Origin of the sequence: Acinetobacter sp. YH12136 (genome assembly GCF_013418545.1) — a bacterium.
Lineage (GTDB): Bacteria > Pseudomonadota > Gammaproteobacteria > Pseudomonadales > Moraxellaceae > Acinetobacter > Acinetobacter towneri.
Genome location: NZ_VPBV01000010.1, coordinates 1 through 13,736, shown reverse-complemented (window position 1 = coordinate 13,736; position 13,736 = coordinate 1). Strand labels below are relative to the sequence as shown.

The 13,736-nt window shown below is 37.9% G+C and carries 12 protein-coding genes and 1 pseudogene; 9 read left to right on the top strand and 4 right to left on the bottom strand.

The window, feature by feature from the left end; all coding sequences use genetic code 11:
- Positions 1-175 precede the first annotated feature (175 nt).
- The 6 genes from FTU71_RS06260 to FTU71_RS06235 all read left to right on the top strand — a co-directional run bounded on the left by FTU71_RS06260 (position 176) and on the right by FTU71_RS06235 (position 6,560).
- Positions 176-487, top strand: coding sequence for a metalloregulator ArsR/SmtB family transcription factor (locus FTU71_RS06260; protein ID WP_004973501.1), 312 nt, complete (start codon positions 176-178; stop codon positions 485-487).
- 118 nt (positions 488-605) lie between these two features.
- Positions 606-2,330, top strand: a complete 1,725-nt coding sequence (locus tag FTU71_RS06255) for a SulP family inorganic anion transporter (RefSeq protein WP_136143917.1) — start codon at positions 606-608, stop codon at positions 2,328-2,330.
- A gap of 212 nt (positions 2,331-2,542) precedes the next feature.
- Positions 2,543-3,739, top strand: a complete 1,197-nt coding sequence (sstT, locus tag FTU71_RS06250; protein ID WP_167846027.1) for a serine/threonine transporter SstT — start codon at positions 2,543-2,545, stop codon at positions 3,737-3,739.
- Positions 3,740-3,776: 37 nt separating this feature from the next.
- Positions 3,777-4,451 (top strand): YoaK family protein, encoded by a 675-nt coding sequence (locus FTU71_RS06245; RefSeq protein ID WP_180060067.1) that lies wholly within the window; start codon positions 3,777-3,779, stop codon positions 4,449-4,451.
- 15 nt (positions 4,452-4,466) lie between these two features.
- Positions 4,467-5,000, top strand: coding sequence for a DUF2058 domain-containing protein (locus FTU71_RS06240; RefSeq protein ID WP_004973493.1), 534 nt, complete (start codon positions 4,467-4,469; stop codon positions 4,998-5,000).
- 273 nt (positions 5,001-5,273) lie between these two features.
- Positions 5,274-6,560, top strand: a complete 1,287-nt coding sequence (locus FTU71_RS06235) for a mechanosensitive ion channel family protein (protein WP_096901601.1) — start codon at positions 5,274-5,276, stop codon at positions 6,558-6,560.
- A gap of 487 nt (positions 6,561-7,047) precedes the next feature.
- Here the strand turns inward: FTU71_RS06235 and FTU71_RS06230 are convergent, their stop codons facing one another.
- Positions 7,048-7,530 (bottom strand): hypothetical protein, encoded by a 483-nt coding sequence (locus FTU71_RS06230; RefSeq protein WP_004973490.1) that lies wholly within the window; start codon positions 7,528-7,530, stop codon positions 7,048-7,050.
- A 230-nt stretch (positions 7,531-7,760) separates the two neighbouring features.
- Here FTU71_RS06230 and FTU71_RS06225 point away from each other — a divergent pair, with 230 nt between their 5' ends.
- Complete coding sequence (locus tag FTU71_RS06225; protein WP_216076352.1) at positions 7,761-9,194, top strand: diguanylate cyclase; 1,434 nt, start codon at positions 7,761-7,763, stop codon at positions 9,192-9,194.
- A 51-nt stretch (positions 9,195-9,245) separates the two neighbouring features.
- Positions 9,246-10,736, top strand: coding sequence for an amidase (locus FTU71_RS06220; RefSeq protein ID WP_180111704.1), 1,491 nt, complete (start codon positions 9,246-9,248; stop codon positions 10,734-10,736).
- Between the two features lie 95 nt (positions 10,737-10,831).
- Here the strand turns inward: FTU71_RS06220 and FTU71_RS06215 are convergent, their stop codons facing one another.
- The 3 genes and pseudogenes from FTU71_RS06215 to FTU71_RS06205 form a co-directional block, all read right to left on the bottom strand.
- Complete coding sequence (locus FTU71_RS06215) at positions 10,832-12,013, bottom strand: MFS transporter (RefSeq protein WP_180005958.1); 1,182 nt, start codon at positions 12,011-12,013, stop codon at positions 10,832-10,834.
- 188 nt (positions 12,014-12,201) lie between these two features.
- Positions 12,202-12,402, bottom strand: a pseudogene (locus tag FTU71_RS06210) (I78 family peptidase inhibitor); the annotation flags it as partial.
- A 237-nt stretch (positions 12,403-12,639) separates the two neighbouring features.
- Positions 12,640-12,945 (bottom strand): DUF4298 domain-containing protein, encoded by a 306-nt coding sequence (locus tag FTU71_RS06205; protein ID WP_096901595.1) that lies wholly within the window; start codon positions 12,943-12,945, stop codon positions 12,640-12,642.
- 264 nt (positions 12,946-13,209) lie between these two features.
- On the opposite strand from FTU71_RS06205, the gene FTU71_RS06200 reads away from it, so the two are divergent.
- On the top strand, positions 13,210-13,563 hold the full coding sequence (locus FTU71_RS06200) for a hypothetical protein (RefSeq protein WP_178319619.1): 354 nt from the start codon (positions 13,210-13,212) through the stop codon (positions 13,561-13,563).
- Positions 13,564-13,736: the final 173 nt, after the last annotated feature.

Sequence of the window (13,736 nt, the reverse complement as noted above, 5' to 3'; positions counted from 1 at the left end):
GCCACTTTTTTATCAACTTTTTGATTAGAATATCAGCCCATTATTTATGATTGGCTGATATCTTTTCTTAAATGATACTTGTTCTCATATATAAATAATGATTTATGTTATATAATTTATCTTCCACTCCCGCCTAATATATATTGGGTTAGCTGTAAATTAAGAGAATAAAACAATGAACGATGGTCTTGAAATCACATCAATGCGTGAATCTGCGGATACCGTTGTTGGAATTTTAAAATCTTTGGCGAATAGTGACCGTCTTTTAATTCTTTGTCATTTATCTCAACAAGAATTAAACGTATCGCAAATTGAAGAAATAACTCAAATTCATCAGCCTACTTTATCGCAACAATTAATGATGCTGCGTAAAAGTGATGTGGTGAATACCCGCCGTGATGGCAAGCAAATTTTTTATTCAATTAAAGATGAAAAAATGGTGCAGGTACTTAATACCCTCTATGCACTTTATTGCCCGCAGGTCTAAATGATAATGCCTGTATTATCAGGCATCACCATAAAACTTGAATACTCTCCTGCTATTTCAAAGACTTCTTAGCATTTTTTGTTCATAATATATCTAAATTTATGATTTAGATTTCAGTATGTCAGATTTCAATTCACGTTTGGCTCGTGTACTGCCTGCTTGGCAATGGCTGCGAAAATACAATGCAGAAACATTGAAATCTGATCTGCTGTCTGCGTTTATCGTCATTGCCATGCTTGTACCTCAAGGGATGGCTTATGCCATGCTTGCAGGTTTACCTCCTGTCATGGGTTTATATGCCAGCGTGATCCCCATGATCATGTACGCCTTGGTTGGTGGCAGTCCAACCTTGTCCATTGGCCCAGTCGCCATTATTTCCATGATGACCTTTGCGACGCTCAATCCATTATTTGAAGTCGGCTCGGCAGCTTATATTCAAGCAGCCTGTTTACTTGCTGTGATGGTCGGCATTATTTCGCTACTTTTAGGGATTTTTCGCTTCGGTTTTTTAATTCAACTCATTAGCCATCCTGTTATTAAAAGCTTCATTATTGCCTCTGCATTAATGATTGCGATTGGACAGCTTAAATTTGTGTTAGACATCCCCCTTAAAGCCAATAACTTACCTGAGTTCTTATACAGCTTTTGGAAATATGTGGGACAAACCCATTTTTATAGCGTGCTCTTGGGTGTTGCTGCCATTTTATTTCTAATTTATGCCCCTAAAATCATCAACAGTAATGCCATTCGTGAGCGTGTTCGAGGTAGCGGCTTTATCTTAAAAGCCTTGCCATTGGTATTGGTGATCGGTTCAATTGCTTTGGTTTATTCATTGCATTTGCAACAAATCGGCATTAAAACAGTCGGAGAAATTCCTTCAGGATTTCCGCCTATTCAATTCCCTGAATGGAATGCACAACTTGTTCTACAACTCCTTCCTGGCGCAGCCATGATTGCCATGATCAGTTTTGTGGAATCTCTGTCTATTGCGCAAGCCACCGCCTTACAACAACGTAGTCACTTAAATAGCAATCAGGAACTGATTGCACTCGGTTTAGCCAATTTTGGCGCAGGTGTTAGCTCCTCTTTTCCCGTCACAGGCAGTTTGTCGCGTACCGTGGTCAATGCCGATGCAGGTGCAAAAACACCCATGGCAGGTGTATTTACCTCCATCGTGATTGTTATTGTCAGTTTATACTTCACGGGATTTTTCCAAGACTTACCACTGGCTGTTTTGGCTGCAACCATTATTGTTTCAATTTGGAAACTGGTCGAGTTCCAATCTTTTAAAGAAACTTGGCGTTATTCCAAAGCCGATGGTCTGGCCATGTGGGTGACGTTCTTTGGTGTTGTATTCATTGATATTTCGACAGGTTTAATTATTGGGATTGTGTCCACCTTTATTCTAATGTTGTGGCGTATTAGCCGACCACATATTGCGGTAATTGGTTTACTTGAAGGCACACAACATTTTCGTAATATTCAGCGGCATCAAGTGCGTACCGCGCCACACGTGCTATCCATGCGAATTGATGAAAATCTAACCTTTTTAAATGCCAATACTTTAAAAGGCTTTTTTATTAATCAAGTCAGCCAAAACCCTCAGTTAAAGCATGTAGTGGTGAATTGTTCGAGTATTAGCAGTATTGATTTAAGCGCACTCGAAATGCTGGAAGATTTAAATCTTGAACTAAAAAAATTGAATATTTGTCTGCATTTTTCTGAAATTAAAGGCCCGGTAATGGACAAATTACAACACTCAAAACTTTTGCAGCATTTAAATGGAAAAGTTTTTTTTTCACATTATTTAGCCATGCAAGAGCTTGCGCCTGAACTGACTTAAAGATCAAGAAATTGATCTTTAATTTTATCTTTAAAACTGGATGTTCAACACACATACTTTTTGATCAATGAGTACTTTTATCTTGCTGAAATTTAAACAGTTTAATAAATATCACTTTTAAAAATATAGACTTAACTTTTAAATCAAAATTATTTTTAAGCACATGGATATTTCAGTATAAAATAGCCGCTTTTCTTTTACCTTATTTTCGTATGTTTTCAGCTTTTTTGCGTTTGAGTTTAGTCTCCCGAATTATGATTGCAATTGTACTCGGTGTGGCTGTTGCAATTTTATTTCCAGAATCTGCGCCTTATTTAAGCCTTTTGGGTGATTTATTTATTAAAGCCCTAAAGTCTGTTGCGCCAATTTTAGTGTTTATTTTGGTCATGGCATCCATTGCCAATTTTAAAATTGGAAGCAGCAATGCTTATATCAAACCGATTATGCTGATGTATGCGATTGGTATGTTCTTGGCTGCGCTCAGTGCGGTCATTGCAAGCTCACTTTTCCCAAGTACATTATTTTTAGATGTTGCGACACAGGCAGATTTAACACCGCCGGGTAGTCTTGCTGAAATTTTGAAAAACCTTTTACTTAGTTTTGTTGCTAACCCTGTAGTTGCCATTGCCGAAGCCAACTTTATTGGTATTTTGGCTTGGGCTGTGGCTTTAGGGATTGCCTTCCGCCATGCTACAGAGTCCACCAAAGCATTGTTGAATGATGCAGCCAATGCAGTCAATCGCGTTATTCGCTTGGTGATTAACTTTGCGCCTTTCGGTATTTTTGGCTTGGTTGCCGTGACATTTGCCGATGCAGGCTTGAGCACCTTAGCCAGTTATGCTCAATTATTGGCAGTCTTGTTAGGTACGATGTTCTTTGTCGCGTTGGTCATCAACCCAATCATGGTGGCATTTGTGACCCGCAGCAATCCTTATCCTTTAGTTTTTCAATGCTTACGCGAAAGCGGCATTACTGCTTTCTTTACCCGTAGTTCTGCAGCCAATATCCCTGTCAATTTAGACTTAGCCAAGCGTTTAGGCGTACAGGAATCAACCGCGAGTGTTGCAATTCCGTTAGGTGCAGTAATTAACATGGCAGGCGCATCAGTCACCATTACCGTTTTGACCTTAGCTGCAGTAAATACCTTAGGGATTTCTGTCGATTTTAGCACCATGCTGATTTTATCTGTGGTTGCAACGGTGTCGGCCTGTGGTGCTTCAGGCGTTGCGGGCGGCTCGTTACTGCTGATTCCTGTAGCGTGTGGCTTATTTGGTATTTCTTCAGATATTGCCATGCAAGTTGTTGCAATTGGTATGGTCATTAGCGTATTGCAAGATTCAACCGAAACTGCACTTAACTCATCTACCGATGTGCTATTTACTACTGCGGTTGACCGTGGTTTGAGTTAAGATACAATGCGTTAGGAAACTTACGCAATCACTCATTATGCCTTTTCAAACTTTACCCCTTTGGGTGCAATTTGGTGCTTTTTTTCTAGCCGTCAATGCTGGAATTATTAACGTACTCGGATTGGTGACCGTATTGCACCAGTCCGTTTCGCACATGACTGGTAACGTTAGTATCTTGGCGATGGCGCTAATCGACTGGAAACCAGAAGCCATGATTTTCTTGTTTCTGGTGATTTTGTGCTATGTGATTGGCTCATTTTATAGCGGCGTCATTTTAGGAAATAGCAATTTTCGCTTAGGGCGTCGTTATGGTTTGCCCATGAGTTTGGTGGCTTTTTTTATTTTAATCTGCTGGGTATTATTGCCTTATTTCCCACGTTATGCCCTGCTTTGGGCATCGGTTGCCATGGGCATACAAAATGCCATGATCAGCTACTATAAAGGCACCATCATCCGCACCACACATTTATCTGGGGTATTGACCGATTTAGGCTTAGCTCTCGGTTATCGAGTGCGGGGCTTACAAGTTGAAAAAAGGCGTATTGTTTTACACCTACTGATTTTAATTGGTTTCTTTGTGGGTGGATTACTCGCTGCAGCCATTTATCCTACATTTAAACTGAATTCTTTTCTGGTACCTGCAGGACTCAGCCTAAGTTTGAGTTTGGTGTATTGGATTATTTATTTTCGCTATCGACATCTTCAACATTAAGTTTCGGAAATTATCATGGTTAAAAATGCACTACAGGCACAATTGCTCAAAGCGGGTTTAGTGGATAATAAAAAAGCAAAAAAACTGTCTAAACAAACCTTACACGAACAGCGCACAGGTGAAAGTAAAGATGCTGAAGTGAAAGCCAAAATTGCACAGGCACAGCAAGAAAAACTCGCCAAAGACCAAGCTATTGAGCAAGAAAAGAAAGCCGCTTTACAGGAAAAAGAACTGAAAGCAGCAATTATGCAAATGATTCAGCAGCATAAAATTCGTGATACCGATGGTGAAGTGGCTTATCAGTTTTTAGATGGCAAGATTAAAAAAGTGTATATCAATCAACAAATTTACAATGCACTCGTGGCAGGTAGTTTGGTGATTGCCAAAGAAAATGACAGTTATGCGTTCCTGCCTAAAGCTTTAGCTGAACGTATTAATAGCAAAATGGAAGGCTTTATTATTGTCAATAATGCCGAGAAAAATGAAGCCACGACAGATGAAGAAGATCCATACGCAGCCTATGTGATTCCAGATGATTTAATGTGGTAGATCACGCAAGTATTTATGCAAATATTTATGCTAGGTATCTATTCAAAGCCAGTATCTGTACTGGCTTTTTTATTATGACTGCAACTTGATTGAAAACTTTCAGTAAAAACAAATAATTGAAATGTAGCAAAAAGTTACTCAGCCTTCAAATTTAAACTTTAGTCGATACACTATCTAACAATTTCATACATCAATGAAGAATTAAGGTGAATTGCAGGCCAAAATTCTAAGTGCCGTGCAGACGAAAATCAGCAACCTTAAAGCGAGGACCTTTTGCAAGAATTTAATTTTATTCAAAATATTCAGGAATGGTATAACCAATACCCTTGGTTAGAAATGCTGACCTCACTCAGTATTGTGATTCTACTGGCAATTTTAGCCAACTTTATTGCCAAGCAAATTGTAGTGCGCGGGATTCGCAAACTGATTTCTAAAATGACCTTTGCCAATAGTGAAATTATTTCACAGCATAGTGTCATCCGACGTATTGCCAACATTGTCCCAGCTGTCGTGATTATGAACGGCATCACCACCGTACCGCATTTGTCAGATAAAGTAGAAAGCTTTGTGCAAATGGGTGCGCAAGCCTTTATATTCCTGACCATTGCATTGGCAATTTCTGAATTTTTAAATATTTTTAACCTGTTCTATCAACGCAACCCTAAGTCACGCAACAAGCCAATTAAGGGCTATTTGCAGTTAGTTAAACTCATTATTTATGTGGTCTGTGCCCTCATGATTTTAGGCACTTTCCTGAAAAAAGATGTGTTTACCTTACTCGCAGGTTTTGGTGCGATGGCTGCTGTTTTGATGTTGGTTTTCCAAAATACCATTTTATCTCTAGTGGCTTCGGTACAAATTTCTTCCTACGATATGGTACGGATTGGTGACTGGATTGAAATGCCTTCTTTAAATGCCGATGGTGATGTCATTGATATGTCATTACATACAGTCACCGTGCAAAACTGGGATAAAACCCTGACCACTATTCCAACCAATAAACTCATTACCGATACCTTTAAAAACTGGCGTGGCATGCAGGAAGCTGGTGCCCGACGTATTAAACGTGCCATTTTAATTGATCAAAGTTCTGTGCACTTTATGACTGAACATGAACAAAGCAAACTTAAAGAGTTTTTGTTATTGGATCAATATTTACATAGCAAAAATGAAGAAATTGAGCAGTTTAATCAGCAGTTAGCAAATCAATCACAATACAACCAACGCCGTTTAACCAATTTAGGGACTTTCCGCGCCTATGTTGAGTTTTATCTGAAACAACATCCAGGTATTAATCAATCTCAGTCATTGATTATTCGTCAACTACAGCCAAGCAGTGAAGGTTTACCACTAGAAATTTATGCCTTTACCAAAACCACTGCATGGAAAGAATATGAAAGTATTCAATCCGATATTTTTGATCATTTGCTGGCAATTATTCCGGAGTTTGGCTTAAAAGTGTATCAAGCCCCATCGGGTTCAGATTTAAAGCAAATTGCTGCACCATTTAAAGCAAGTTCTGTCCAAAGTCTAAATCCTTTAGAAATTGACGAGGCATAATTATGGATTTATTGCTGAGCCATGTGTCGCAAAATGCTTGCATGGCTCAGTAGCCGTTTTTATTTTCAGCAAGACGATAAAATTTTCATTAAATTAAAATGCACTCGTACACTCGTATATGAATAAGAGAAAATAAAGTCTTATTTGTAAGAGCTTTGTTGAAACAAATATCTAACACTATGTTTTAATTATATTTAAATTTCCTCAAACCTTTAAATCACAGCTTGCTCCAAATTTATGTAATAAGGTCATTGCCGGTTGAAAAAGTCTAATGATTCTAAGAATTCACCTAACTTTTCAACTCACTAAAATGTGTCGCTCTTGTTAATTGATTCTGGATTCGAAAAATGATCATCAATAATTCGTCTAATGAAAGATTGAAATTCACTACTTTTGTGCTTTAGCGCTCTAGATGATCAATACACGCGCTACAGGATGAGGGGTACGAGTTTATAAAAGATCTCTAATAGACCAAATAATGAAAAGTTTAAGGCAGGACGCGGTACAACGTCGCAAAACATTGTTCTGCTTTTTCATTACTACAGAAATTAATGGTGTGCGCATTTTTCCATTTTACAAAATATTGTGAAATATCGCCTGTTTGGTCTTCCTGATAACCAGAACAATCCACTTCATTATTGTCATATTTAACTTGCAAAATTAAAGCCGGTAACGAATTTGCAGGGTCTTGTGAAGGTTGATAATCATATACACCTGCAGACCATTCTTGACCGCTTTTAATCACCACATCGCTATTACTTTTAAAGTTGTAATATTCAATACATTTACGATTATTTGGGATTTGCATGCCCCACAGCCCCACAATTTCTGGACGGGTCACCACACGAAATTTATTGGTCGTTTCTGCTGCTACTGGCGTTAACTTGGCTGAATCTATTGTTGTATTTTCATTCGCAATCGCGCAGACAGAACATAAGCTTAAAACTGTGGTTAGATATATTTTTTTCATACATTTATTTAAAGATATAAACCGTTTAGACAACTTAGCATATTTTTAATCCAAATCTGCAAGCAAAAACATAACACAACAATTTTATTTAACAAAAGTGTGACTCAGTTTACATTTAATCGACTTTGTAGGTAATGGTTATTTGATATGATCGCGTTTCTGTTGTGAGTGTCACACTCATTCAAGTTTTTTTCTTAATTATCAACCCATTGCAAAAGTGAGTTTAGTACTTGCAAAACTTTAGCATACCGCAAACTATATCTTCGACTCAAAAGCAAATATTTGCCTTTGGGCTGCTTGCCGTTGTGGTATTTTTTGCTTGTTTATTGGGTATTTTTACTCGCCCGCTTAGCTACTTTTCGTTTTTTTGGCCAACCAACGCCCTCTTGTTAGGTCTACTCATTCGCTTTCCATCTTTAAAAAGTTTTGGTGGAATTTTGGGTGCATTTATTGGCTATATGGGTGCCGATTTAGTTACAGACAATACCTTGCTGATGACGCTAGGTTTAACGCTTTCAAACTTTGTTGCTGTTTTTAGTGGGTTGTTTTTCTTTAATTTTGCCCGCGCTAAACTTCCAGCGAGCAATAATAATGTGTCAGAGCTATATCCACATATTATTGCTGTAACTTTAGGCTGTTTCTTTGGGGCTTTATTTGCCATTCTTCTGCTGCCAAATTTGCCGCACACCTTTATGTTAAAAGAAAATCGTTGGATTGATTTTTTTACTTGGTGGTCTGGTGAAATTTTAAATGCGGTAATTGTCTTACCTTTAATTTTGGCTGCCCCAGGCTGGTCTAAATTCAAAAAACTTATAAATAATCAATATGCTAAAGAAACTCAAATTCAGGATATCTTGCCCTTTTTTGCATTACTGATCTCTATCGCCTGCACCCATATTTTCTATGGGCCAGGCGCACTATTATATCCATTGGCTGCGTTAATTTGGGCAGCTGCCAGCTATCAACTTTTTAATTTGGCACTGATTAATAGCTTGGTCTGTTTAACTCTGTATCACAGCGTCACAGGCTTGTTTATAGATCAAGTGAATTCGAGTTATTTAACCACCATTATTTCTATTCGTGTGGGTTTAATTATTTTAGGTCTTGCCACGTTAATTTTATGTGTGATTAGCCAAAACCGAAATCAGTTGTATAGAGAAGTATTGTATTTGGCAAATCATGACAGTTTAACCGAAACACTGAACCGCCGTAGTTTTACTCAGTTAAGTGAAAAAGCTTTAAAGCATAAAAACAATCATTCATTGTCTTTAATTATGTTAGATATCGACGATTTTAAAAAAATGAATGATCAATATGGGCATTATGTCGGTGACCGTGCTTTGCAACATCTCTCTAACATCGTTAAAAGCAATTTACGTGATCACGATTTATTTTGTCGCATTGGTGGTGAAGAGTTCATTATTTTGCTGAACAATAATAACTTAAATAAAACTCAACGCATTGCAGAACGTATTCGTATGTGTATTGAACATCAAGCGTTAAATTTAGAAAACCTTGAACCCATTCATTTTACAGTAAGCATGGGCGTGTCACATACACACTTACCCACCAATCTCCCTTTACAAGATTTAATTATTCAGGCAGATCAGGCGCTATATCAGGCAAAAATGCAAGGTCGTAATCGGGTCATTCTTGCTTCTTAAACAAAAATAGCATACAACATCAATTTGACAATACAGATTTTCAGGATTGAAATGAAACTTGCAGAATACCTCCAATATGATGCTTTAGGCTTGGCAGAGCTGGTTGCCAAAAAGGATGTTCAGGCCTCAGAATTATTAGATATTGCGTTACAACGTGCTGAACAAACCAATCCACAATTAAATGCCATTATTATTCCTATGCATGAACATGCACGGCAGCGCACACAAACAAAATTAACAGGCCCATTTGCAGGTGTGCCCTTTTTAGTCAAAGACTTATTTCAACAATATGCAGGCTATCCGACTTCATTTGGTTGTCAGGGTTTAAAACGTGCGCATCATCTTGCAGAACAAAATGCAGAAATTGTAAATCGTTGGGAAAATAGCGGAATCGTTACCTTTGGACGTACCAACACGCCTGAATTTGGGATTAAAGGGATAACCGAGCCAGATGCTTGGGGTGCATGTAAAAATCCATGGAATTTGAAACACAATAGTGGTGGTTCTTCTGGTGGTTCTGCGTCTGCAGTTGCGGCAGGTATTGTGCCGATTGCAGGGGCAAGTGATGGCGGTGGTTCAATTCGTATTCCTGCGTCTTACTGTGGTTTGTTTGGTTTAAAACCAAGTCGTGGACGCACCCCGTGGGGGCCACAACTCAGTGAAGCCATGCATGGTGCAGCGATGCAACATATTTTAAGTAAAAGTGTACGTGACAGTGCGGCAATGCTCGATGCAACGCATGGCGCAGATGGTCATTCACTTTTCAAAATTGAAGCTCCTGAACGCAGTTATTTAGATGCAATTCAGCAAGCGCCAAAAAAATTAAGAATCGCATATTCGACCCAATCTCCGATTGGTACAGCTGTTTCACAAGATGCGATCAATGCCATTCAAAAAACCGTACAGCTTTTAGAATCTTTAGGGCATGAAGTTGTTGAAGACCGTCCGGCTATTGATGGTATGCAATTGGCCAAAGATTTTATTACCACATGGTTTAGCCAATTTGCTTATTTAATTGCTGAAATTCAAACTCGCCTGCCAAATCATTCCGATAATTTTGAGCTCGACTCTTTGGCTTTGGCTGCCTTTGGCGCAAAAACCACGTCAGTAGATTACATTCGTAATTTGAATAATTGGGGGGTATATGTCGCGCAAATGAATCAATTCTTTGAGCGTTATGATTTATACCTCATCCCTGCAACTGCCTCAGTTGCACCAAAAAATGGCGAAGTTAAAACTCCTGCATGGCAAAAACCAATTTTAAAAACACTATTACATGCAGGTAAAGCACATTGGTTAGCGCAAGGTAAATTGGTCGATCGCATTGTCAAAGAAAACCTAAAATGGGTGCCATTTACTCAACTTGCCAATATTACTGGGCTGCCAGCAATGTCTGTGCCATTGTATTGGAATAAAGATAACTTACCATTGGGTTCGCAGTTTAATGCGCCTTTTGCACGTGAAGATGTGCTTTTACAACTGGCTGCACAACTTGAAACGGCTCAACCGTGGTGGCATCAATACGCTAAAATCCGTATTTGATGTAGCAATGAGTAAGAAGCAAGCAAACTATGCTAATCCAACGTTGCTTGCTTCTATTTTTGATAAAAGAACGGTATCACTGCAAAATCACCAATCTAGGCTTTCGTATCGCTCGACATTAACTGCGATTCTAATTGCTTTGGCAATCCCCAAATAAAACACAGACCAATCAGTGTAGATAATCCTGCAAAAATAAAAATCCATTCGCCTGAAACAATATCCCAATAATGCCCTGCCAAAATACTCCCCAGTGCAACCCCTAACCCCCACATGGTACTGTAAAGTGCTTGCCCGCGACCTTGTTGCCCTGCAGAAAAGTTTTGAAAAATCACCCGCATGGCAATGATATGAAATAAGCCAAAACTAAAGGCATGAACACTTTGTGCAAAAAATTGCGCAAAAAATATGGATGGAAATAAACCGACAATTACCCAGCGTAAGCCTGTCAAAATTAAACATACTGCAACCAGTGAACGCCAAGACCAACGCTTTAAAAACAAACTTGCGTAGGCAAACATAATAATTTCAGCAATCACTCCGACAGACCACAAGAAACCGATCTGACTTGTGCTAAAGCCTGCCTGACTTAAAAAATTACTGTAGAAACTATAAAATGGCGCATGCGAAAACAGTAAAATCAATTCAATTATAAAAAATGAATAGACTACTGGGCGCTTTAAAATAGGCAATAAGGGTTCAAGTTGTTTTTGTGCAATGGGTGCGGAGCTTGGTTCTTGAATACTGAATGACCATAGAAATGCCAGTAAAGAAATACTGAGTAGCAACATCGGTAACATGGAGATTGGTATAATTTCCAAAATAGCACCTATGCCAAAAACCCCGACAATAAAACCTATAGAGCCCCATTTACGCACTTTGCCATAGAGTTCCGCACGTTTCTCGCCCAACCAAAACAAAGTCACGCCTTCAAATTGTGCCAAAATTGCGTTTTGGAAAAAGCTAAAAATTAGCATGAGTAATGCAACAGACTGAAAGCTATTCGGAACAATAAAAATCAGTAACCAAATACTGGCTTCCATCCAAGTTGCGATGCGCACCAAAAGCATCCGTTTGCCTGATTTATCGGCAATCCATCCCCAAATAAAAGGCGCGAAAAAGCGCGTTAAAATGGCAATAGAAGATAAAACACCAATTTCCTGATAATTAAAGCCCTGATCTTCTAAATACAGGCTCCAAAAAGGCAAAAACGTCCCAACAATTGCGTAGTAGAAAAAGTAGAATCCACCTAAGCGTGTCGATATATTCAAGGCTTGCATCAATGTGTATTTCCTTGATTTTTCAAACACATAAATAAGTGCATTATCTGACCTGATCTAAAATTTTATGACAACCGATATATTAATACTGTAGTCCTTTAATTTTGAGTGATTGGCTGATTAAAACGCAAAACCCTGAAAATCAGAGCAAAATTTCAGGGTAATATTGAGAAAATTTCTTAAAATTTTTAGCCGCAAGAAGCTTGTATAATAATTTTAGTTTTCGGATCGACCACCACAGTGACTCGATTCATACGATAATCCATTGTTACAGGCTGACCTGGTGCAACCATTCTCACAATTTCAGCTCGGGTAAGCGCTTTAATTTGTGTTTCAGTCAAACCTGTTTTACCAACTAACTGCGCAGCAGATTCTGGGACACAATTTTGCATGGTCTGTGGCACCTGAGTTTGTTCATTGATAGGCTGATTACTACACGCAGCTAAAGTTGCCACACTTAAAACAGCCAAAACACTATATAACTTTTTCATGTTGATACTCGTTTTTAATTTCTTCAAACCAACTCAAAATAACATAACTGATTAAATATGCAGTAAATTTACTGAATAAAACTGTGATGATAGTTTTATTGATCAAAATAAATTAGATGTAAGTTTGGATTAAGTTTAATTCTCAATCACACTTAAACTCAGTTTCATCCAATCAATTGCCTGTTGGCGACGCTCTTCTAAAGCATTCCATAGCGTATCTTGCGATAATATAGAATATTCCCCTTCGCGGCAGCTAAGTTCAGGCGCATTTTCATAGTCCTCAAGCCATTGTTCACTTTGATAATAGGCCTGTAATTCTTGCCAGAGCTTTTCTGCAGCTTGCCATTTTTGCTGCGCTTCTCTCATCTGTCGATGTAAATCATGCCATTGCTCATATTGTTGCTGTAAAACCTGAGCATCGTACATTTTATTTTTACTCATAGCTGAAATTCAAAAATTAAGATGACATGAGCGTACAATAATTCAAGATCAAGGAATGTGAGTGTATGTAGGTTTTATTTAAAGAAACATATATTGCTATATTTTTTTGCATTAATTTTAAAGAAGACAATTCCTGATTTATTTAGTCAACTTTAGCTTCATTACTTTCAGTAAAATTTAGTATAAAAGTGTAATTCCATCTTTTTATCAAAAGTTAAAGTCATTAGTATAAGTTTGCTTCAATTTTATAGAAAAGGTACAAAAATGAAATATATTTTAGGGGCAACATTACTTGCATTCGGTTTAATGGGATGTAACTCAAATTCAAATAATGAAGTGAGCCAAGAAAAAGTACAAAGTAATGCACCTGCAGAAACACAAGTTATTTATTTTAATGGCCCACAAGATTTAACCATTGAATTAAAATCTTCAGATAATTTTGAAACTGCAGAAATGGTAGATAATTCAGACACAGTTTATCATTTAAAACGTACTGTATCTGGTAGCGGTATTTTACTGAGCAATGATGATGGTGTATCTATTCACTTTAAAGGTGGTGAAGGAGTACTTGAGTTAGTCAAAGATCAGCCTATTAATATTACTGAATTTAAAAAATAGATTTTTTGCTGATTTTAGGCATACATAAGGACGAAAGTAATAATACTAACCTGAGTTCGATATAAAAAAAGAGTAGAAAAAAAGCCCTGTATTTGTAACATATTGGTTCTCAAGACAAAATGTGATAAAACAAGGCTTTTCAATGGATCATATTACCGAATTATTTTGTATTT